Below are 20,688 nucleotides of genomic sequence, written 5' to 3'. Positions count from 1 at the left end.
ATGGCAGACACGGCACAATCCTCCCCCACGCAATTGCTGAGAGGGCATATCCGGAATCTTCGTAGCACGAGGCAGTCTCAGGAGTTTTTGTTTACAGAAGCGGATCGGACGGCGATGGGCGCAACGGCTGTTGCGGCTGGGCTGGCGGGTCTGGGTGGGGTGGCCATCGGGCTAGCTGCGTCTGCGGACGATACGGCCGAGGAGGCCGATCTGCTTGAATTTGAACTGGATGGGAAAAGCATTCGTGCTTGGGTATGGGTATCCGTGTTCAAAAATGGCGATGAAGTCGAGATTGTCGCCGAGCCATTTGGCGAGATATGGCATGCATTTGGCATCAAACGTGTCAGCGACCGAATCGTTGCGCTCCATCCGCATTGCAGTCGTGGCCGATATGCGCACTATAAGGCGACAGCGCGATGGTGGATTGGGCTGACTGGTATATTTTTGTTGTGCTTTAATATTTTCGCTGCAATTGTTTTGTATTTCAGTGGCGAAAGCGATTGGTTTGGTGTTTTGAATTTATTTTTGGGTGGTGGGGTGATCGTCGCGATGATTACTGGCGTCATTTCATTCCGTATAGGAAGAAGGATGATGAAATTCGTTCGCCTTGCCGAGGGAATTTTTTCGGGGTTTGGTTGGAAGGATGTCAAGAGTATCGATCTGCCCGCGATCACGAAAAATAGCAAGAAGCCTGGGGAGCCTGGTGCATTGGGTGTCTTGTATTTCCGTTACTAACGGGAGTTGTTGACAGAACGAGTGATGAGATACCGTGTTCGCATCATCCTGATGTCAAATCGAGTCTGATTTTCGAGGACGGTGAGTCTATGGCTGGTAACAGTGTTCCGATTGCTCGGCACGATCATCGAGCGACCTGTCGATGCCATCTGATCCATGAGTCGGGCCTGGGATTCGGTAAAGCAGAGCGACGAATTTGAGAAGGCATTGATGGTAATGGATCTTTCGGCTAACGGAACGGATTAATGACGGCAAGCACGGAAAAATTCTCTCCTACCCGTTTGTTGAGAGGGCATATCAAGAATCTTCGTAGCACGAGGCAGTTTCAGGAGTTCTTGTTTACAGATGCGGATCGAACGGCGATGGGCGCAACGGCTGTTGTGGCTGGGCTGGCGGGTCTGGGTGGGGTGGCCATCGGGCTAGCCGCGTCCGCGGATGATACGGCCGAGGAGGCCGATCTGCTTGAATTTGAACTGGATGGGAAAAGCATTCGTGCTTGGGTATGGGTATCCGTGTTCAAAGAGGGCGATGAAGTCGAGATTGTCGCGGAGCCATTTGGCGAGATATGGCGCGCATTCGGCATCAGGCGTGTCAGTGACCGAATCGTAGCGCTCCATCCGCATTGCAGTCGAGGCCGATATGCGCACTATAAGGCGACGGTGCGATGGTGGTTTTATATATATTCGGTATTAATGTTGGTCATGATTGCTTTGGGAGCGATCATGTCGATTTTTGAAGGCATTTATAATTGGCTGGGAATTTTTTATATGTATGCGGGCGGCGGGGGGGTAGCTGCGGCTATTTTTGGCGTGATCGCATTCAACATATCCAGAAAATTTATGGGATTTGTTCGTCTGGCCGAGGGGATTTTTGCCGGTTTCGGTTGGAAGAACGTGAAAAATATTGACTTGCCCGCGATCACGAAAAAGAGCAAGCAGTCTGGGGAGCCTGGTGCATTGGGTGTCTTGTATTTCCGTTACTAACCGTAGTTCGCTCACTCGAAGGTTGGGCCTTACTCATGATGAATCTCATCCGTGTCGGCGATGACACCGACCACGGCGGCAAGGTGATCACTGGTTCGTCGACGATGCGCTTCGACGGCCGTTTTGTTGCCCGCAAAGGCGACGAGGTATCGTGTCCTCAGCATCCCGACGTCAAGCCGAATCTGATTGTCGAGGGCGATGAATCAATGACCGACAACGGTGTTCCGATTGCGCGGCACGGTCATCGGGCGACCTGCGGCTGCCATCTGATTTCGAGCCTTACCTGATCCGCGCGGATTTCGGACGTGCCATGACGCCGGAATTTGGGCCGCAGGAAAGTCAGGTCAGCGGGATCGTGCCCGGCCTCGGTGCGCAGCGTCGAATCTCTCTGCCATTGTTGGCGGACGTCACGACGAGTTGAACGAAGCTTGTCGCCGGCGCGTTGAACGTGCTGAGGCTGGCAGCAGCGAATGCCTGTTCATCGACCGTCAACGTCACTTCCAGACCCCGCACGAAGCTCGGCATCGGTTCTCCCGACAACCAGAGCTGCTTGACGCGATGGCTCGGGTTCGTCAGTCCATCCAACCGATCCTGCTCGCAACCGGCTGGGAAGTGGCTGTGGTCTTGACGGTAATTACATTGATCGACAACCACTTCGCACCCGATGACCTTGAGAACTGGCCATCAAGTTCGCCGTTCGGAACCGCCCCAGACAAATGACGCACGCTGGAAAAGCAGCAGGCCGCTTTTGAGGCGGCGCTTGCTGCAACGGGAAATTAGAGATGGGAAATAAGCAGGCTACTGCCCCGGTGCTCCTGCGAGGAGTCATCACGGGACTGACGAAGCGTCGTGAGTCCTACGAGGCGATTTTCACGGAAGCGGACAAGCAAGCCATGGAGCGCACTGCGGTCGTCGCGGCGCTGGCTGGCTTGAATGATATTGCTCTCAACCTCAGTACATCCACAGAGTTCACGGAAACGACGGGGGATCTGGTGACCTTCAGGCTGAACGGTGAGGAAGTCCGCGCATGGATCTGGTTATCTGTTTTCGAAAATGGCGATGAAGTCGAGGTTGTCGCGGAGCGGGCGGGCGCTGGATGGATCGGCTACGCAATCAGGCGGTGTGGTGATGGCATTCTGTCCGTTCACCCTCATTGCGAGCGTGGAAGTAGGGCGCTGTTTAAATTTTTTCTGAAATTCTCGACGCTATTTTGGGGTGGTTGTGCGTTGGTGACGATGTTGTTTGTCACAGCAGTGGTAATGCGTGACAGTTCGTTTGATAAATGGGAATTGATGTTTGAGGTCTACCTGACGGGCGGATTGGCGCTGGAGGCGATTGCTTTGTTCGTGGCATTTGGAATTTGGCGGAGATTCAAAAGGCAAGTGCCTATGGCCAACAAGATATTTGAAACATTTGGCTGGAAAGATCCTCGCAATGTTAACTTGCCGAAAACTTCAAAGAGGCTGAGGCAGCCGGAAGATACGTGGCAGATGGGCAAGCTTATTTTCAGGTACAGCGAGTCCTGAGCTGCCGTCGATAAGCGGCGAACATGTTTTTCGCGGGGCAGCCAACGGGAGGCACGATGAGTAAAGCATTGGTATGCGATGGCGATTCGACCACGACCGGCGGGCGCGTCATCGCGACTGCGTCGAGTATGCACGACGGTGACAGACGTATTGCCTTGGATCATGAAATGGCAACCTGTACCCGATGCCCGGGCGAGTACCCGATCCAAGCTAGCGATACCGACATGCAAGAGGACGGTCGGTCCTGTGTGTCGGATGGCGATCTGGTGCTGTGCCCGTGTGGAACAAACCACGTTAAAGCAGGCAATGGATCAGGATGTTCGACCGTCTGAAGCAGAGACAGGCCTCATGTCGTTGGGGCATCAATTCCCCCCCGTAATGGTGGGTCGTGCCCCATCCCGTCAGGTCAGCGGGATCGTGCCCGGCCTCGGTGCGCACCGTCGAATTTCTCTGCCATTGTTGGCAGACGTCACGACGAGTTGAACGAAGCTTGTCGCCGGCGCGTACATGGCGAAAAAGTGGTCCATGACGACGATGAACGTGCTGAGGCTGGCAGTAGCGAATGCCTGTTCATCGACCGTCAGCGTGATTTCCAGGCCCCGCACGAAGCTCGGCATCGGTTCTCCCGACAACCAGAGCTGCTTGACGCGATGGCTCAGGTTCGTCAGCCCATCCAACAGGTTCGCGTGTCTCGCAGCATGATTCGAGAATTCGCGGAACAGGCGTTTCAGCTCCACGAGCCCCGCTCGGGTCAGTTCGATCGAGTGTGGGGCGAGCAGCGCGATAAACCGCCATGCCGCATTGCCATCGCGCGGCAAACGTTCGACCTCCGTCGGAGCGCTCAACATCACGATGCGTGACACTAGCGCGCCCTGCTCATTGACCAGATCGCCATCGTCGGCACCGAATCGCATCGTGCGAGGGAGGTCGCCATTCGAGCAGGTGACATCTACCACGATCTGCTCAATCCCGGTGTCGGCAGCGGGTCGTCCGTCCAGTCCGACCAAATCGAGTGCGGCCTCCTTCCTGTCCGATGGAGCAGCCGCGTTGCGTTGTTTGGGTACCCAGTAGGGACCGGCCGGTCTGGTAGCGCTGCCGTGCATGAGCGACGTGAACGGATGAATGACGTTCGCCCGGGATGCGTTTGTCGTGGCGCGGACTGCGTCGACCGAGCAGATTTCGACGTCGGTGGCATCGGTATTCTGGGACCGGACGGGGTACGTGCCGCTGATCGGGTCTCGCTTGAGCGACAGTGACGTGAGTTGGAACAGGTTGACGATTGGCGTGCAAAAGAGCCTGAGATGGCCGGCCGACAGATTTTTCAACCTCTGGGCAGCCGGCGAATCCGGGTGAATACTGGAAATGGCGAGGTGGAGTGTCAGACGTTGCGCGGAGCCTGCCGCACGCGCGAGCGACGCGAGGTCGACGTCGACAAAATCGAATTTCTTCGGATACGCAAAGTATTCGCTCAGCAACCTCAACGCTGCAGGGCCGTCATCTTCGTCAATCAGCCTCTCGGAATCACCGTAACCAACTGCGGCAAGGGGTGGCGCGTTCAATGCTTCCCAGCGATGTTCCGTGTCCTCGACGAAGGCTGCGGCCGTGTATATCGTCATCGCATCCATGGTGGCGCCGACGATTTCGCTGGCGCCACTGATGTGGATGCGCAACGGGTGGGGCATGGCGTCGATGCGGAAGTCCGGCCGGGCAACTTCGAAGGTGATGGAGAGCAGGCCGGCCGTGTTCGGGGGCAGCGCCACATTGGACGGGGCGGCCGACGCCGACGTGTAGCGCGCATCCGAAATACGTACGGGTGCCAGCGTGACGTCATAGACGGTTCGGAAACGGCAGTCTTCGGTCTTGCCGACCAGCTCGGTTGCGCGGGGAGCGATGGACGGCTCGGTGATCTTGTCGAACATGTCCGAGACATCGAACTGGGCGACCGCGCATGCCGGAAACGCGCGTAGATACCGGGGGTAAAGCATGCCGAGGAGGGCGTCGGCAAACTCCGGATAGCTGTCATCGAGCCGACTGTCTATATCCGCCGCGAGGAGCGCGAACGACTGCAGCATTCGCTCGAGATGGGGATCTTCGGAACGGTCGCCGCTGATCCCGAGCCGAATGGCAATCTTGGGATAGCGTGATGCGAAGGCGGCAACCGATCGGCGTAGTAGTGCAAGTTCTCGTTCGTAATGCGGAAGCAGGTAATCCATCGCGTAAAGTGAGGAGCCGGCACGACGACAAAACTGTCTGTTCGCCGTTTGGCGGTTGCGCTGAATGGTGTCAGGCATACTAAGGTCGGCTGTCGCTATGATAACCGCTTAATCGACGACGCTCGTTGAAGTGTTCTCGACCGACTGGCAGGGCCGCGATGCCGCGATTGAGTGAAGTTCCCGAGCCGTCCACCGACCAAGCCTGATTCCAATAGACTTTCCGCAGCGAACGGCTGCCTGCACCGATGCGTCAGATACCTTTTCTTGCCTTTGCGCTCTCGGCCCTCGTGCCGGGTCTACTGTGGTCGTATTTCACCGGCGATCACGGGTCACTGAAATATTCCATTCCAATCGCCTATTTCGGCACGGCAGTGTTTGCCATTCCACAATATCTGCTGGTAGTGAAATACTGGCGCGTTTCCGTGATCGCATCGTGTCTGTGTGGCGGGATTACTGGATTGTTGACGTGGATAGCCACCTTTTTGATTTATACGTCGATCTGGGATGACGATCTTTTCAAAGCCGGTTTGTCGGCCGCTTTGGGGTTCCTGGCATTCTTATGCCTGGGCGCGGCGGCGGGATTCGTGTTCTGGCTCATGCATCGTTGGCAACGAGCCAAAGGCTGAGCCGTGCGTGCGAAGCCATGTCGCGCACCTTCGTCGCGGCGGCTTCCGTTACCGGTCGCCTGGCGAGCGCCCGTGTCGCGTGCGGCGCCTGTCGCGGGGCGCACTTGTCGGTCGAGGTGGGCGGCCACCCGCTTCGAGCGTTGGCAATCGTTTGCCCCCGGCCACCCGGACATCGGCTTTACCCTGATACGCACGCGTCGAACGCCCGCCGGCTCCCCGCGCCAGCCTTCCGCGCCGATGCTGCAGTGCAATTGATCAGTATCTCGTAACAATAGCCCCGTCGCGACGCCCCGAAGTGCTCACTTTCGATACCAATCCTAACGATGTTTTGGGGCTCGCTAGTTTCGATATCGTCCGATAATTAGCTTTTATTTTCGTCTAAAATCGCGCTTCTTCTTACTTTGGGATGGAAGGCGTTTTGAAAAAACTGACGAAAAATCTCTCGCGCACGGCCATCGCCGCATGCGTTGCTTATGCCGGGCTCATGCCCTTATCCCGGCCCGCCGAGGCTCAGGTCGAACCTCTGAAGAATCCCGTCTACGGCGTGACCCTCGACGACCTGACCAAGCTGGACGCGATCGTCGCGTCGCTGCAGAACCTGCCGTACAAGCCCACCGTGCGTGTCGTGTTCGATCCGGGTACGTCTGCCGCCGACTACTACGCACCGCTGCTGCGCCTGCACGCAGTCGCGTACGTGATGGGCGAAGTCTACGATTCTTACTATTTCCCGACAGATCTCGCCACGTACAAGGCACGGACGCAGGAACTGGTGTCGCAGTTGAAGAACACCGTCGACGTCTGGGAGATCGCGAACGAAATCAACGGCGAATGGCTGCGGACTGACCCGAGCGGCACGAACTCCGTGGTCAACTCGGAAGAGCAGCAGATCGGTCAGATGGTTGCCGCGGCCAACCAGATCGTCAAATCGAACGGCGGCAAGACGGCCATCACGCTGTACTACAACGACGACAGCAAGGGCAACAACTGCTGGGAGAAGCCGCAGGATTACTGGAAGACGTGGCCGACCACCTTCCTGTCGTCGACGGTCCGCCAGCAGGCCGACTATGCGCTGTTCAGCTACTACCCGTACCAGGATTGCCCGGGGCTGAGTCCGACGTGGAAGAACGATTTTGCGGCGCTGGAAGGCATCTTCCCGAACGCGAAGGTCGGCTTCGGCGAAATCGGCACCTCGGACACCGCCGCGCCGGCATCGGTGCAGCAGAACCTGATCAAGACGTACTACCCGATGGTCGACAGCATGACCGATCCGCGTTTCATCGGCGGATTCTTCTGGTGGAACTACGTCGAGCAAATGCTCCCGTATTCGACGAGCTCGTACTTCCAGCTGTTGCGTCAAACGATCCTTCCGCTCAAGTCGCCCAACTAAGCGAAAAGCGCCGTTCAAGATCAAGCGTCAGCGTCGATGGCTAGAACCACAATGTCGCGCGTACCACGAGACCACGTGCGCGTGCCGCTGACGTCAACCCGAACCGGTATTGCACCGTGACATCCAGGTAGCTTGCCGGCGCGCTATACCGGCCTTCGCGAAACCAGTACCGCAACTGGATGCCCGGCCCGGCGCCGATCGCCGTCTTGTCCGGCTGTCGATTGTCGTGATCGCCGGCCACCGCGGCGTGCGGGTAGATGGTCAGCCGATCGCTGATCATCGGCAAGCGCCAGGTGTGCCCGTAACGCAACTCCGAATAAATGATGTACCGACCCGCGCTGATGAAGTACGCGCCCTCGACATACGCCTGCCAGCTGCGCCAGCTCGGTTCGGTCACCCTCAGGTCGGTCCCGGCTTCCGACGAATAACCCAGACGCATCAACCAGTCGGTCGTCGACAGGGCGCCGACGTGGAACAGCCGCTCGGCGGTCAGCACGACGTTCTGGTCGGGCAGCGGCTTGTAGCGTGCGCCCACCGAACCCTGCACGGTCGGCATGCCGGTCACGTTGCCTGTCCCGTCGTAGGCCGTGCCGTATCCGCGCACGAAGAACTGGAAGATGCGGCCGTTCTGATAGCCGATCTTCGGCGGCTGCCAATACACTTCGATACCCGGCTGCAACACGCTGATGGTGCCTTGCGGGCCGAACGCGGCCGACTGGTACGGCGCGCTCAGCACGAACCCCCAGGTGCGCTGAAGCTGCTCGACTTCCCGCCGATAGCCGAACTTGTGCTGCGCGTCGAACGTGTGTTCGTTTTCGTCGGCGTCGAGGCTGTGCTCGAACAGGTCGATGGACTCCTGGTTCAGCCCGATCCGCTTGGCGGCGTAGCCCGCGTCCGCGTAGTTCATTGCGTTGCCGGCGCCGCCGGAAAATCCTTCCTGGAATGCATCGAGCGCCTCGCGGTCCTTGTGGTCGCGCAGCAGGTCGTAGGCGTCCTGCAGCTTCTGTTGCGCGGTATTGTCCACTGGCGCCTGAGCGGCCTGATCGTCTTGCCGCGCCTGCGCCGCGATCGACGCGGCCATGTTGCGCTCGCCATCGGACGTCGCATCGCTGGTTGCCAGGTCCGCCATGCGGATCGCGGTGTCGCGGTCGCCTGCCTGCAGGCTCATCTGTGCGATACGCAACTGCACCACGGCCGATTTCTCATCGGCCAGCGGCGTCAGTGCAATGCCGGCTTCATGCGGACGCTTCGCCGCGAGCGCGCTGTCCGCCCAGGCGAGGCGCAGGTTGCGCTGCTGCTCCTTGCTCCATTTCCCGGTCGCGACGGCGGCGGCGAAATCGCTGCAGGCAACGTCGTAGCGCATCTGCCGCTGCGCCAGGTAGCCATGCTGTGCGCGTACCGCTGCACTCTTCGGAAAACGAACGATCAGCGATTCGGTCATCGCGTCCGCTTGGTCGACTTTTCCTTCCCGTCTGTAGACATCGACGAGCAGCAGCCCGAGCTGTTCGCTTCCAGGTTGAATCTTGATGGCACGCGACGCATACACTTCCGCGAGGGGCAGGTCGCCGGCATTGATCGCCTTGTAGGCGCTGTCGGCGAGCCGGTAGGCTTTGGGCGTCAAGTGCTGGGCGGCGGATGCCGGCGCCTGCCAGGCCAGCGACACGGCGATCGCCAGTGCGCTCAACCGTGCGCAGCGCTTGAGGCTGGCCGCGAGCGGGAATCTCGAATGCTTCATGCCTGTTCTCCCGACGGTTTTTTCGCGGGAGCGTCCTGCTGCGCCGACGGATCGCCGTCGCGTGCGCGTACGAGTTCGACGAAGCGCGAGTGCCGGGCGAGTTCGGCGGTAATCTCCAGATCGCAGGCAATGAAATAGGCCACCTTCGCCCGGGCGCCGCGCCGCACGACATCCTGTTCGTCCGGCGTGAGCGGCCGTCCGACCGCGATGTTCAACGTGCCGTCGTCCGCCGTTGAAAACGGGACGGCGCGATACGCGTACTGCAGCTCGAATGCCAGCGAATCCGCGAAGTGGCCCACCGCGACGTTACCCAGGCACACCCGAGGCAGTTCGGCTTGCTCGGCGATTGCATCCGCCAGAGATTCGGTCGAGAGCGCGCTACCTTCGATCAACAACTCACCCAGCCGCTTGCCGCAGGTCAGCTGTTTCTCCAGGCTCGCCTGCAATTGCTCCAGCGTGACCACCCCCCAACCGACGAGGATCTCGCCGATCTTGAGGCGCACTTTGCCGAGTTCCTTGTTCGACAGGTAGGTATGACTGGTCTTGTCCCACGCGATGGGCTTGCCGCTCGCGAGATGGCCGAGATAGATGCGCCACGCGCGGCAGACCGCGTAGAAATTGATCAGGTTGTTGACGAACATCCGCGGAATCGACAGCAGCCCCTGGACCGGGCCGTTCAGCTTGCTGACGAAGTGGTAGCGTTGCCCCGCACGCGCAAACAGCATGGCGGTGTTCACCCACAGCAGCGGCGCGACCCACGGGCTCGCCGCGAGGGCGGTGGCGCCGACAGGGATGGCATGGCCGGCTTTCTGAAGGGCGGCCAGCAACAGGAAGTTGAGCAGCACGCCATAGGCAATCACCGAAAACAGTGACGTCACGATGCCTTTGCGATCGTGGAAGAACATGTAGCGGGTGAGCAGGTTGCCTTTCCAGCCGAGTTGCTCCCAGCCCTGAAAGGCGATGCCGAGAATCCAGCGGGCGCGCTGACGGTAGGCGGTGCGAAATGTCTTGGGAAAATACTCGCGTGTGGCCAGCAGGTTTCGATTGACGACGCTGCTGCTACCACTGGCACGCTTGGCCCCGGAGTCGCGCGCGATATCCGAAAGCGGAAAGCGGGCGAAGGTTTCCTTCATGCCGAGGTCCCTCAGCCGAAAGCTGAAGTCGTAGTCCTCGGTCAGCGAACTGGTGTTGAACGGGCAGCCGTTGCGTTCCTTCATCGCCGCTTCGATCGAGCGCCTGCTGTAGCACGACGCCACGCCCGCGCCCGGGACGATGCCGGTCAGGCGGGCCCGCACCGGCACGTCCTTCTGGTGCGTTTCGCTGAAGTCGTCGAGGTAGCAGCCGGCGACGAACTCGTTCCACTTGCGCGGCAAGGACAGCACGGGAAGCTGGACCAGGTCGCTCTCCGCTACCGCGTGGTTGAGGTACTTGAGTTCGACCGGATGAATGACATCCTCGCAGTCGTGCATCACGACGCCCGCGAACTGGATGTGATGAACCGCTTCGTAGCGCAGGATGGCTTCGACGATCCAGTTCAGGCAGTCCGCCTTGCAGGTCGGCCCGTCGTTCATGACCGTCGCGCGCGTGACCCTGCCCGGATACCGGCGGACCATTCGTTCGACCTCGGCGGTGGTTTCGGCATCGTTATGATAGGTGCCGACGAATATCACGTAGCGCTCGTATTCGAGGGTCGCCAACGTGTTTTCGATCATCTTGGCGATCACGTCATATTCTTTCCAGGCCGGCACCATCAGCGCCAGATGCCGTTCTTCCAGCGCGCGCAGCATGCCGATATCGATCGTTTGCGATTTTTCGCGGCGCAGGATTCGACCGATTTCAAATGACCAGTAACAGGCATCCAGCGTGAGGTCATCCAGTGTGCTGACCAGGATGACGATTGCGGTCACAATGGTGACAAGGTTCAGTGCATATAAATACGCACTCCAAATCATGTTATCCATCATTTTTTCCGCGCTGTTATCTTGTATTGAATTATTTCCCCTCGTACCGACGCAAGACGAAACGTTCCTCGTCTTCGTCGCCCCCGTCACGTCCACTCCGTGGTGTGTGCCACGCGAATGCCTGCCGCTCGAAAAGGCGCTGCGCCGGGCGCGACCTTCCTCGATGCAGCGTGTTCAGTGGATGACTTTTCGACAACCCGGTCCCTGCTTGCCTGCTTCCGTCCCAGCGTGCTTCAACACGCTTGCCGCCACGCCCCACCCGGCGCACGCGCAGTGCTCCCCGCGCACCGACTTCGCAACCCACTGCTCATGAAGCAAGTCGTGCGCCATCGCTGCGTGACCCTTGAGCCTGAGGGCGTCACGGGGCGTCGCACAGGATCGGCCCATCGAATCCGAGCCAAATGTTTCAGTGCTGAAACACGCGGTAGATCGACCGGATGACACATCGTTTTCAGACCCTCTGCCGGGCGCCGGCGGCCACCCTCGGGAAGTCGTCGCGCGATTCCAGCCGCGACCGGCCGGATGGATCGGCGTCGAACCGGAAATCAGGCGCCTCGGTCGTCATTGCGCATGCATGTCGTCCGCGCAATGACCGCGTTGCATCTTTGCGAAGCGCGGTGATCAACTGGTTTTCCCTGAATCGTACGAACAGGCTTGGCGCGTTTGTCCGATTAAATTCGTGACACCGCCGCGTTGCACGCCTGAAACGTTTATCGAGGCAATTTTTGAGCTGAATTGATGCGTCAATTTCGGCACCTTGGCGCTATGCCCATTTGCGACGGATGGTACGGTTCTAGCTTGAAAGTCAAACCATCTCCTGCCGGATTTATTCGTCTGGTTTCAATCTCGCAGCAGAAATTCACGACATAACGCCCCGAATCCGGATGGCGCTTCGCCGTGCTCGTTTCGTTAACGAGATGAACTTATTTTGCATATCAAAGGATGAAAATCATGCCTTCGCATCGCAAGCAATCTTTTCGAAACGGGTTGAACACCGCCGGATCGCTCGTCGCATTGATCGCCACGCTTGTCTTCGCCGTCGGCGTTCAGGATGCGAGTGCGCAGCAGAACGGCAATTCTTCTGTCCAGAAGACGGTGAAACCGCCTCCGCTGCCGACCGGCTCGGCTCAGGTCAAAGTGAAAGCAGGGATGTCCGACGAGGATTGGGACAAGGCATACAAGGAAACGGGCCGCCCGAAGTTCAGCAAGAATTCCGTCAAGAAATCCAATGGCAATGTGGAACGTGACTAGGGAGAAACGGCCATGAAAAAGATCTTGCTCGTCATCGCCCTGCTTGCCGGACTCGCGCAAATGACATTGCCGGGCACCGCGCATGCGCAGGCCACCACCGCCCATACGCTCGTGCTGTACGACAATCCGGCCAACGATCCGTATTCGAAGCTGGGCCTGATGTACAGCATCATGCTGAGGAACCTGCTGGGTCACTTCAATACGACGGTCGACCTGGTGCCGATCCAGAACTACACGTCCGGCATGATCGGAAGCCACGACGCGACGTTCTATATCGGCGACTACTACAACAACCCGATTCCGACGGCGTTCCTGAGCGACGTGATGACCGCCCAGAAGACGGTGGTCTGGTTCAAGTACAACCTGTGGGAACTGGCATGGAACACGGCCTACACGTTCAACCAGACCTACGGGTTCAGCTTCCAGGGCCTTGCCGGGATGAACGCGACGCCGTCGGCGAGCAATCCGAATCCCGGCTTCTACGACACGGTCACGTACAAGAACCTGTCGATGGTCAAGTACTACGCCTATGACGCTTCGACCGGCGTCATCAGTGCGGATCCGGACGTCGGCCTGACCCAGATCGTCGATGCCACCAAGGCGCAGGCGCTCGTCACCATCAAGAACAGCCAGAGCGGTGCAACCACGCCCTACGTCATGCGCTCGGGCAATCTCTGGTACTTCGCGGACATGCCGTTTTCCTACATCGGCCCGACGGATCGCTACCTGGTGATTTGCGACATCCTGCACGACATTCTGAAGACCAATGCACCGGTGAATCATCGTGCGCTCGTCCGCCTGGAGGATCTCGACGCGTACACGACGACGAGCTCGATGCAGCAGCTGTCGAATTACCTGTACTCGAAGCGGATTCCGTTCACGATGGCCACCATCCCGTTGTATACGGACCCGAACGGTTATTACAACGGCGGCGTGCCGGAGACGATCCATCTGGCGCAGGCAACCGGCCTCAAGAGCGCGCTGAACTATGCACTCGCGCGTGGCGGCTCGATCGTGATGCACGGATATACGCACCAGTACGATTCGACGCCGAATCTGCAGAACGCCGTGAGCGGCAGCGATTACGAGTTCTGGTTCGCCGTGCAGAACCGACCGGTCGATGAGGACTCCGTGCAATGGGCGGAAGGCAGGATGACCGATGGTCTGCTCGAGTTCACGACCAACGGCTACAAGGTCGTCGGCTGGGCTGCGCCGCAGTACCAGATGTCGCCCGCGGCATCGTCGGCGACCGCCCTCACGTTCCCGACCACGTTCCAGCGGGCCGTGTACTACACGTCGACCAATCCGCAAATCGGAACGGGGGCGGCCAACCAGGACTTTTCCGCCGGGCAGTTTTTCCCGTACATCATCAACACCGATTACTACGGGCAACGGATCATTCCGGAGAACCTGGGCAGCGTGCAGTACAACATCTGCAATATCGACCCGTTCTCGTGCATCACGTACACGTGGCAGCAAATCGTGACCAATGCCCAGTATGGTCTGGCGGTGCGGGACGGTTTCGCATCGTTCTTCTTCCATCCGTACTGGCTTGAACCCGATCTCGGATTGCCGGCGTATCGGGACTTCCAGAGTCTGGTCACCGGCATCACGAATCTCGGCTACAAGTGGGTGGACGGCACGACGGCCAAGTGAGGGCGCCGTAGCGGCAACCCCGTGCGACCCGCATCAACAACGCGGGTCGCACGTTTGCGTTTGATCGGCTACGATGACGCGCAGGCATGCTTCCCGGGGAGCCAGCGATGACCACGTACGCGATCCCGGTCTTGCGCAGGATTCGTCTGTGCATGGGCCGGTTTCGGCTCGCAGCACGACCGGGCCTGCTCGCCGCCGCGCCGCGTTCGCCCCGGGCGGCGACGCTTGCGGCCATCGGCGCATCGCTCGTCGTGGCCGCCTGCAGCTGGACCGCGCACGACGTGCACGCGGACGGCATCGTCTGGCAGGTGGACAACTCGACGACGAACCCGGTCGGCAACTGGCAGATGCTCGGCATCAGCGATCTGCTGATTCAATGGACCGTCGTCGACGATGCCGCGTACATCGCCAACACCCGCATCCCGCCTGCTGCGCACCTTCCCGACTGGGAACGTATCGGTCGTGAGCCGTGGGCCCGAAACGTCATCCTGGGCCTGGCCGGCTACCAGGACGAAAAGCGTGCGCGCACCCATCTATCGACGCTCGCCGACCAGTCCCTGGAAGTGGCGCACGCATCCGTCCCGCTGCATGTCACCGGCTACTACTTCCCGGTCGAAATCGATCCGACCTGGCAGGATGCCCCCAAGCTCGCCGCGGTCCTGCAACGGCTGCCACGTCCGCTCTGGGTGAGCGTGTACGACCAGACCAATATCGGCGGAAAGGCACTCGCGGACTGGCTCGCAACGTGGCTGCCTGCGGACGTCGGCGTGTTCTTCCAGGATGGTTGCGGCGTCTATGCCCGCGAGCCGTATGTCGCACGCAGCTACCTCGACGAGCTGGTTGCAAAGCTGGGCAAACGGCGCGTGCGGGTCATCGCCGAGGCGTTCCGGCCCGCCGAGCGCGGCGGGTTCCGTTCGGCCAGCGCCGACGAGTTGAGCAAGCAACTGCTGGCGTATCGCGGCTATTCGGTCTATCTGTTCGATGGTCCGCACTATGTGTCGGACGACCTCACGCGCGCGCTCTCGACGTGGAAGCCCGGGCCGCCGCCGGTCGCGCCTGCGGGGCCGGCGCACTGATTTGGCGCGATCCCGGCAAGCGGGGCGGGCGGGGCGAACGCTTCGCGAAACAATCGGACGGATTGGCTTTCTGCCGGCAACGCGTGCCCGGAATCCGGTGTCGAGACGCCGGGAACCAGCGCGTTTCGCATCCCCCGCCCAAGCCCCATTTGATGACCAAACCGCAAGACCTAGTGCATAGATATCGTTTGCCGCGGCCTTAATGACTATCGACAATCGTGGCTCGATTTCACCGCCGTGGCGCCAGCAGCGCCGCGGTGGCCGGCATCGGGCGGCTATCCCGGCCGTCCGCGCCATCCAGCTCACGACGACATGTACGCGTTCACTCCCTCATTCCAGAATCCCGCCGGTTCGCCGATCCGCGAACTGTTCAAGTACCTGTCCGAACCGGGCATGATTTCCTTCGCGGGCGGCTATCCGGCCAGCGACCTGTTCGACGTCGACGGCCTGAACGCGGCCGCCGAGCGCGCGTACGCGCAGCCCGTGCGCTGCCTGCAATATGGCCCGACCGACGGCCTCGCCGACCTGAAGCAGCAGCTGATCGCGCTGATGGCGCGCCGCAGGGTGGCGTGCACGTCGGCCGAACTGCTCGTCACGACCGGTTCGCAGCAGGGCCTCGACCTGCTGCTGCGCGTGATGGTGTCGCCCGGCGACGTGGTTTTGACCGAGCAGCCGGCCTATCCGGCGACGCTGCAGGCGATGCGTCTGCAGCAGGCGCGCATCGTGACGATTCCGGTCGACGGCGACGGTCTCGACGTCGACCGTCTCGGCGAGCAGCTTGCGTCCGGCGCGATCGCGCAGCCGAAGCTGCTCTACACGGTGCCGACCTTCGCGAACCCGACGGGTGCGACGCTCACGCGCGAGCGCCGGCTGAAGCTGCTGCGTCTCGCGGTGCAATACCGTTTCCTGATCGTCGAGGACGATCCGTACGGCGACCTGCGTTTCGCGGGCGAGGCCGTGCCGTCGATGCTGGCGCTCGCCGATGAAGTGGACGGCGCGCGCGACTGGCTCGTGCATTTCGCGAGCCTGTCGAAGATCGTCGCGCCGGGGCTGCGCGTGGGCTGGACGATCGCGCCGGCCGAGATCGCGCGGCGCTGCGTGATCGCGAAGCAGACGGTCGATCTGTGCAGCACGCCGTGGACGCAGGCGGCCGCCGCCGAATATCTGGCCGACGGCGCGCTCGAGCGCCATCTGCCGCGCATCACGGCTGCCTACCAGCGCAAATGCGAGGCGATGTGCGACGCACTGCGCGACGGCCTTGGCGATGCGATCGAATTCCATCGTCCCGAAGGCGGGATGTTCGTGTGGGCGCGGATCGGCGCGGTGTCGTCGGACGTGCTGCTGCAACAGGCGATCGCGAACAAGATCGTGTTCGTGCCGGGCAAGGCATTCTTCGCGGACAACGTCGACGCGTCCTCGCTGCGGCTGTCATTTGCCGCACCGGACGTCGACGCGATCCGGGAAGGCGTTGCGCGCCTCGTGCGCGCGTATGGTGCGGCGCTGGCCGCTTGAGGAGACATCCACATGAAACTCACCGTCAACGATACCGTATCGATGGGCGCAGCACCGGGCGCGGGCGATCACCGGCCGGTTGCGCACCGTTCGTCGCAGATCAGCGCGGGGCCGCAGTATGTGGCCGACGTGCTCGGCCGCTTCGGCGCGGAGCCGGCAGCCGACCTCGGCGAAGCGGCATCGGTCGTACTCGGCTACAACTGAGCCGCACGGCGACGGCCGGCGCGCCATGCGCGTGCCATCGCCGCCGCAAACGGTTAAGCTTGCGCGATCGCCACCCGCACGATCGCCGCTTCGTCATGCCCGAATCAACGTCCGAATCGCTCGCGGAAACCTACGAGCGCCTGTGGTCCTGCCTCGAATCCGGCGTGAGCGCGCAGCGCTCGCCGTTCACGATGCTGCAGGCCGCGACGCTCGGCATCGACGGCGCGCCGAAGGTACGCACGATCGTCTTGCGCCAGGTGAGCCGCGCCGATCGCGTGCTGTCGTTTCATACCGATGCGCGTTCGGAGAAGGTCGCGGAGCTGCGCCGCGATCCGCGCATCGCGCTCGTCGCCAACGATCTCGATGCGCTCGTGCAGATTCGCGTGGAGGGGGTTGCATCGATCTGCGACGACGACGCGCAACGGCGCGCGATCTGGCAATCGAGCCGCCCGCATACGCTGCTGCTGTATCGCGCGCCGTTGCCGCCGGGTACGCCGGTCGAGTCGCCTGAGGCGGCGCATGTCCCGGCGAGCCAACGTCCCGAGCCAGCCGGCGACGGCTATGAAAACTTCTGCCTGCTTCACGTGACCGCGACGCGCATCGACTGGCTCGAACTCGCGCGTAGCGGCCATCGCCGCGCGGTATTCGATCTGCACGCAGGCGGCTACGAAGGCCGCTGGATCGCGCCCTGACCCTGCTGTTCGTCGGACACCGCCTGCGCGATCATCCACGCGCGCATCACGGCGATCGCATCGTCGTCGCGCCGCTCGGCCGGATACACGAGATAGAACCCCACCGACAGCGGAAACGCAAAATCGAACGGCTTGCACAGCCTGCCCGCGGCAATGTCGCGCTCGACGAGCGGATCGGTCGCGAGCGCGATGCCCTGGCCGGCGACGGCCGCATCGATCGCGAGCGACGTCTGGTTGAAGCGCAGCCCCTTGTGCGGATCGATGGCGACGGGTTCCGGCATCGCGGCGAGGAACTCGGGCCACAGGTCGTGCGCGTCGTGCAGCAGCACCTGGCCCGCGAGCGCGCTCGATGACGCGGGCGCGGCCAGCAGCGTGGGGCTGCACACCGCGCACACGTCGAGCGGGAACAGCGCATGCGTGGCGAGATGCTTGCCGAACGGTGGCTTGCCGTAGCGAATCGCGAGATCGACGCCGTCGTGGCGGAACGTCGCGAGCTGCGGGTCGGCGATCACGCGCACGTCGTAGTCGGGATGTGCGTCGGTGAATCGTGCGAGCCGGGGGATCAGCCATTTCGACGCGAACGACGGCGTCGTGCTGATCGTCAGCGCGGCGCGCCGCTTCACGAGCTTGTCGGTGGCGTCGGCGATCGCGTGCAGCGCGCGCTGCACGTCGGAGAAATACGCGGCGCCGTCGTGCGTCAGCGCGAGGCCGCGCGGCAGGCGTTCGAACAGCTTCAGGCCGAGCACGTCCTCGAGGTGGCGCACCTGCTGCGCGACGGCGCCCTGCGTGACGCCGATCTCGTCGGCCGCGGCGCGGAAATTGAGGTGCCGCGCGGAGACTTCGAACGCGCGAAGCGCATTCAGCGGCGGCAGGCGGGAGGGGCGAGGCGGCATCGTCAGGCTGTAGAAAAACTATCGGCTGGAGGCAGAAATACTGGTTCGACAGTCGGTATCGATGCGCCTACATTACCACCATGGCGCGCCGAACGGCGGCTGCGCGGCGGCAGGACTCGAACGAGGAGCAGATCGTGACTGTAGAAAAAGTGGCGTTGATCACGGCGGCGGGCAAGGGCATGGGCGCGGCGATCGCGCGCGAACTGGCGGCGACGGGCTATCGCGTCGCGCTGATGTCGCCGTCGGGCAGCGCGGTGGCGCTCGGCGAGGAGCTGGGCGGGTTCGGCATCCAGGGCTCGGTGACGGAAGAAGCCGACATCGACCGGCTCGTGCAGGAAACGGTCGCGCGCTACGGCCGCATCGATGCGGTCGTGAACAACACCGGGCACCCGCCGAAGGGCGAGCTGCTGGCGATCACCGACGACAACTGGCACGCGGGGCTCGACCTGATCCTGCTGAACGTGGTGCGCGTGATGCGCCGCGTGACGCCGATCTTCCAGAAGCAGGGCGGCGGTGCGGTGGTCAACATCTCGAGCTTCGCGGCCGACGCGCCCGAGCAGCCGATGCCCGTATCGTCGGCACTGCGCGCGGCGCTGAGCGCGTGGACGCGTCTTTACGCGGAACGCTATGCGGCCGAGAACATCCGGATGAACGCGGTGCTGCCGGGCTTCATCGACAGCTGGCCGGAAACGCCGGAGATCGTCGCGCGCATTCCGGCCGGCCGCTTCGGCAAGACCGGCGAGATCGCGAAGACGGTCGCGTTCCTGCTGTCCGACGGAGCGGGTTACATCACCGGGCAGAACATTCGCGTCGACGGCGCGATCGTCAAGGCGCTCTGAGCGTCACATGGGCGAGCGGCCGCGCGGGCCGCTCGCCGCGTGACTCACTGCCTGACGGCGCACGAAGCTCCGCCTCCAGTCATCGCTGAAGCGTCCCGGGCGAGAGATCGGGAAGCGGTAAGTCCCGTGTTTCCATGCGTCGGTTTGGGTGTGAGACGAGTGGGCGGCGTAGCGACGAACGGTCAGAAATCCAGCAGCAAATTTCCGGGATCGCGATCGACGAGCGGCGCGTGGCCGGCGATCAGTGCCGCGCGTTGCCCCGGACGCACGAGCTTCTGGAGCTGACGCACGACCATCACGCCGTCGATCGGGCTGACGACCGGAACGCGCGCATTGATCTCGGGGCTGTCGAGGCGCACGATCTCGGCAAACATCTCGCCCGCGGCAATCCGCTCCCCGGGCGCGCGCCGATACACGATCACGCCGGCGCAAGGGCAGCGGACATGGGCCGCGCCTTCCAGCGGAAACGCTTCGGGTGACATGATGCGGGCGCAATCGTCGAACGCGTCGGGCAAAGACAGGACCCCTTCGGATTCGGCGAAGCGCAGCAACCTTCCGGCATCGGTCGACGCGAGCGCGTCGCTGACGTCCGACTGCCCGCGCAATTCGATCGTCGCGGAAAAGCCGCTGGCCTCGCCATCGAACAGGCCGGCCCGCTGCAGTTCGCCCCATGCGCTCGAATGACTCTGATCGAACGCACCGCCTCCGGCTCGCGCCGGTTCCAGCAGCACGACCGGGGCGTCGATCCATCGCGCCACCTTGATCGCGCGTTCGCGCTGGAGCGTCGACGCGTAGACGTGGGCGATGGCATCGGTGTCGCAATGAAGGTCGATGACGATGTCGTGCTCGATCGCCAGCCGGGTCAATTCAAGCTTCATCGCGGCAGCGGGGCTCATTGCATTGCCGCCGTCCAGCAGGCCGCGAAAGAAGCGCTTCCACTCGGAACGCGTGAGGCTCGCGGCGTCGTCTTCGCGCAAACGCTGTTCGACGGCTCGCCCGAGTGCCGGGAAGTTCCTGTTGAAGTTCTCGCCGTTCTCGAAATCGAATCGCCCGACGACAGGGCCGAAGAGCCGCTGCGACAGGCCGATCGGATTGGAAAACGGGACGACCGTGACGCAACCGTCGATGCGCCCGGCCCGGTCGAGTGCGTGCAGCGCCGCGAGCATGTGTTGCAGGACGAGCAGGCCGGGATGCTCGTCCGCATGCAGGCCGGCGTGGAAATAGAGGCTGCGGCCGTGATCGATCTGGCCGAACCGGTGTGCCGTCAGGCTGAGCGCCACACCCGGCGCGGGCGACGGCAGGGGAATCTCGATGCGTCGATAGGTCATGCGTAGTCTCCTCAAATGGGGTGCGGCGCCGTGGAAGCGCGGACGCCGACGAAACGCTCGTTCGGCGATTC

General features: G+C 61.9%; 20 protein-coding genes. 14 read left to right on the top strand and 6 right to left on the bottom strand.

All coding sequences use genetic code 11. The features are described 5' to 3' along the window. From BDO18943_RS11195 to BDO18943_RS11185, 3 genes are all read left to right on the top strand, one after another. Positions 1-735 (top strand): putative type VI secretion system effector, encoded by a 735-nt coding sequence (locus BDO18943_RS11195; protein WP_175022341.1) that lies wholly within the window; start codon positions 1-3, stop codon positions 733-735. A gap of 245 nt (positions 736-980) precedes the next feature. Continuing rightward, the gene (locus tag BDO18943_RS11190; RefSeq protein WP_175022340.1) at positions 981-1,718 is read left to right on the top strand and encodes a putative type VI secretion system effector; all 738 of its coding nucleotides are present in this window, start codon (positions 981-983) and stop codon (positions 1,716-1,718) included. Between the two features lie 35 nt (positions 1,719-1,753). Next, positions 1,754-2,005, top strand: coding sequence for a PAAR domain-containing protein (locus tag BDO18943_RS11185; RefSeq protein WP_043178489.1), 252 nt, complete (start codon positions 1,754-1,756; stop codon positions 2,003-2,005). A 52-nt stretch (positions 2,006-2,057) separates the two neighbouring features. Here the strand turns inward: BDO18943_RS11185 and BDO18943_RS11180 are convergent, their stop codons facing one another. Then, positions 2,058-2,372, bottom strand: a complete 315-nt coding sequence (locus BDO18943_RS11180; RefSeq protein WP_235995938.1) for a type VI secretion system baseplate subunit TssF — start codon at positions 2,370-2,372, stop codon at positions 2,058-2,060. 128 nt (positions 2,373-2,500) lie between these two features. Here BDO18943_RS11180 and BDO18943_RS11175 point away from each other — a divergent pair, with 128 nt between their 5' ends. Beyond that, a complete protein-coding gene (locus tag BDO18943_RS11175) occupies positions 2,501-3,244 on the top strand; it encodes a putative type VI secretion system effector (protein WP_175022339.1) in 744 nt (247 codons plus the stop codon). 23 nt (positions 3,245-3,267) lie between these two features. Beyond that, a complete protein-coding gene (locus BDO18943_RS11170; protein ID WP_321533531.1) occupies positions 3,268-3,576 on the top strand; it encodes a PAAR domain-containing protein in 309 nt (102 codons plus the stop codon). 69 nt (positions 3,577-3,645) lie between these two features. Here the strand turns inward: BDO18943_RS11170 and tssF are convergent, their stop codons facing one another. Further along, entirely contained in the window at positions 3,646-5,535 is a 1,890-nt protein-coding gene (tssF, locus tag BDO18943_RS11165; protein ID WP_235995936.1) for a type VI secretion system baseplate subunit TssF, read from the bottom strand. A gap of 167 nt (positions 5,536-5,702) precedes the next feature. Here tssF and BDO18943_RS11160 point away from each other — a divergent pair, with 167 nt between their 5' ends. Next, a complete protein-coding gene (locus BDO18943_RS11160) occupies positions 5,703-6,083 on the top strand; it encodes a hypothetical protein (protein WP_175022337.1) in 381 nt (126 codons plus the stop codon). A gap of 406 nt (positions 6,084-6,489) precedes the next feature. Further along, positions 6,490-7,470 (top strand): hypothetical protein, encoded by a 981-nt coding sequence (locus tag BDO18943_RS11155; RefSeq protein WP_175022336.1) that lies wholly within the window; start codon positions 6,490-6,492, stop codon positions 7,468-7,470. A 40-nt stretch (positions 7,471-7,510) separates the two neighbouring features. Here the strand turns inward: BDO18943_RS11155 and BDO18943_RS11150 are convergent, their stop codons facing one another. Continuing rightward, positions 7,511-9,205 (bottom strand): NfrA family protein, encoded by a 1,695-nt coding sequence (locus BDO18943_RS11150; RefSeq protein WP_175022335.1) that lies wholly within the window; start codon positions 9,203-9,205, stop codon positions 7,511-7,513. After that, on the bottom strand, positions 9,202-11,169 hold the full coding sequence (locus BDO18943_RS11145; protein WP_175022334.1) for a glycosyl transferase family protein: 1,968 nt from the start codon (positions 11,167-11,169) through the stop codon (positions 9,202-9,204). The genes BDO18943_RS11150 and BDO18943_RS11145 overlap by 4 nt, the downstream gene beginning before the upstream one ends. A 939-nt stretch (positions 11,170-12,108) precedes the next feature. Between BDO18943_RS11145 and BDO18943_RS11140 the strand changes: the two genes are divergently transcribed. The 6 genes from BDO18943_RS11140 (at position 12,109) to BDO18943_RS11115 (ending at position 17,557) form a co-directional block, all read left to right on the top strand. Further along, entirely contained in the window at positions 12,109-12,417 is a 309-nt protein-coding gene (locus BDO18943_RS11140; RefSeq protein ID WP_235995934.1) for a hypothetical protein, read from the top strand. A gap of 12 nt (positions 12,418-12,429) precedes the next feature. Further along, entirely contained in the window at positions 12,430-14,073 is a 1,644-nt protein-coding gene (locus tag BDO18943_RS11135) for a DUF2334 domain-containing protein (RefSeq protein ID WP_175022333.1), read from the top strand. Between the two features lie 107 nt (positions 14,074-14,180). Continuing rightward, entirely contained in the window at positions 14,181-15,149 is a 969-nt protein-coding gene (locus BDO18943_RS11130) for an alpha-amylase family protein (RefSeq protein WP_175022332.1), read from the top strand. A gap of 312 nt (positions 15,150-15,461) precedes the next feature. After that, positions 15,462-16,661 carry an aminotransferase-like domain-containing protein gene (locus BDO18943_RS11125; RefSeq protein ID WP_175022331.1) on the top strand — a complete coding sequence of 400 codons (1,200 nt, stop codon included), beginning with the start codon at positions 15,462-15,464 and terminating at the stop codon, positions 16,659-16,661. 12 nt (positions 16,662-16,673) lie between these two features. After that, positions 16,674-16,865: a hypothetical protein gene (locus BDO18943_RS11120; RefSeq protein ID WP_043178469.1), complete on the top strand. Its 192-nt coding sequence runs from the start codon at positions 16,674-16,676 to the stop codon at positions 16,863-16,865. Positions 16,866-16,960: 95 nt separating this feature from the next. Then, complete coding sequence (locus BDO18943_RS11115; protein WP_175022330.1) at positions 16,961-17,557, top strand: pyridoxamine 5'-phosphate oxidase family protein; 597 nt, start codon at positions 16,961-16,963, stop codon at positions 17,555-17,557. Here the strand turns inward: BDO18943_RS11115 and gcvA are convergent. Further along, positions 17,530-18,450 (bottom strand): transcriptional regulator GcvA, encoded by a 921-nt coding sequence (gene gcvA, locus BDO18943_RS11110; RefSeq protein ID WP_175022329.1) that lies wholly within the window; start codon positions 18,448-18,450, stop codon positions 17,530-17,532. The two genes, BDO18943_RS11115 and gcvA, sit on opposite strands and share 28 nt — an antisense overlap. A 134-nt stretch (positions 18,451-18,584) precedes the next feature. On the opposite strand from gcvA, the gene BDO18943_RS11105 reads away from it, so the two are divergent. Next, a complete protein-coding gene (locus BDO18943_RS11105) occupies positions 18,585-19,289 on the top strand; it encodes an SDR family oxidoreductase (protein ID WP_039354670.1) in 705 nt (234 codons plus the stop codon). Positions 19,290-19,471: 182 nt separating this feature from the next. Here BDO18943_RS11105 and BDO18943_RS11100 read toward each other — a convergent pair whose 3' ends face one another. Continuing rightward, positions 19,472-20,617, bottom strand: coding sequence for a succinylglutamate desuccinylase/aspartoacylase family protein (locus tag BDO18943_RS11100; RefSeq protein WP_175022328.1), 1,146 nt, complete (start codon positions 20,615-20,617; stop codon positions 19,472-19,474). Between the last annotated feature and the right edge of the window lie 71 nt (positions 20,618-20,688).

The organism is Burkholderia aenigmatica, from assembly GCF_902499175.1.
GTDB classification, from domain to species: Bacteria; Pseudomonadota; Gammaproteobacteria; order Burkholderiales; family Burkholderiaceae; genus Burkholderia; species Burkholderia aenigmatica.
The sequence above is the reverse complement of the archived record's forward strand: the minus strand, read 5'-3'. Positions and strand labels throughout refer to the sequence as shown.

Bases quoted from the DNA above. Each gene is read 5' to 3' on its own strand.
- BDO18943_RS11175 (WP_175022339.1), top strand. From the start codon at position 2,501: ATGGGAAATAAGCAGGCTACTGCCCCGGTGCTCCTGCGAGGAGTCATC.
- BDO18943_RS11190 (WP_175022340.1), top strand. From the start codon at position 981: ATGACGGCAAGCACGGAAAAATTCTCTCCTACCCGTTTGTTGAGAGGG.
- tssF (WP_235995936.1), bottom strand. From the start codon at position 5,535: ATGCCTGACACCATTCAGCGCAACCGCCAAACGGCGAACAGACAGTTT.
- BDO18943_RS11150 (WP_175022335.1), bottom strand. From the start codon at position 9,205: ATGAAGCATTCGAGATTCCCGCTCGCGGCCAGCCTCAAGCGCTGCGCA.
- BDO18943_RS11140 (WP_235995934.1), top strand. From the start codon at position 12,109: ATGAAAATCATGCCTTCGCATCGCAAGCAATCTTTTCGAAACGGGTTG.
- BDO18943_RS11185 (WP_043178489.1), top strand. From the start codon at position 1,754: ATGATGAATCTCATCCGTGTCGGCGATGACACCGACCACGGCGGCAAG.
- BDO18943_RS11155 (WP_175022336.1), top strand. From the start codon at position 6,490: ATGGAAGGCGTTTTGAAAAAACTGACGAAAAATCTCTCGCGCACGGCC.
- BDO18943_RS11120 (WP_043178469.1), top strand. From the start codon at position 16,674: ATGAAACTCACCGTCAACGATACCGTATCGATGGGCGCAGCACCGGGC.
- gcvA (WP_175022329.1), bottom strand. From the start codon at position 18,450: ATGCCGCCTCGCCCCTCCCGCCTGCCGCCGCTGAATGCGCTTCGCGCG.
- BDO18943_RS11170 (WP_321533531.1), top strand. From the start codon at position 3,268: ATGTTTTTCGCGGGGCAGCCAACGGGAGGCACGATGAGTAAAGCATTG.
- BDO18943_RS11130 (WP_175022332.1), top strand. From the start codon at position 14,181: ATGACCACGTACGCGATCCCGGTCTTGCGCAGGATTCGTCTGTGCATG.
- BDO18943_RS11160 (WP_175022337.1), top strand. From the start codon at position 5,703: ATGCGTCAGATACCTTTTCTTGCCTTTGCGCTCTCGGCCCTCGTGCCG.
- BDO18943_RS11115 (WP_175022330.1), top strand. From the start codon at position 16,961: ATGCCCGAATCAACGTCCGAATCGCTCGCGGAAACCTACGAGCGCCTG.
- BDO18943_RS11195 (WP_175022341.1), top strand. From the start codon at position 1: ATGGCAGACACGGCACAATCCTCCCCCACGCAATTGCTGAGAGGGCAT.
- BDO18943_RS11135 (WP_175022333.1), top strand. From the start codon at position 12,430: ATGAAAAAGATCTTGCTCGTCATCGCCCTGCTTGCCGGACTCGCGCAA.
- BDO18943_RS11125 (WP_175022331.1), top strand. From the start codon at position 15,462: ATGTACGCGTTCACTCCCTCATTCCAGAATCCCGCCGGTTCGCCGATC.
- BDO18943_RS11145 (WP_175022334.1), bottom strand. From the start codon at position 11,169: ATGATGGATAACATGATTTGGAGTGCGTATTTATATGCACTGAACCTT.
- BDO18943_RS11100 (WP_175022328.1), bottom strand. From the start codon at position 20,617: ATGACCTATCGACGCATCGAGATTCCCCTGCCGTCGCCCGCGCCGGGT.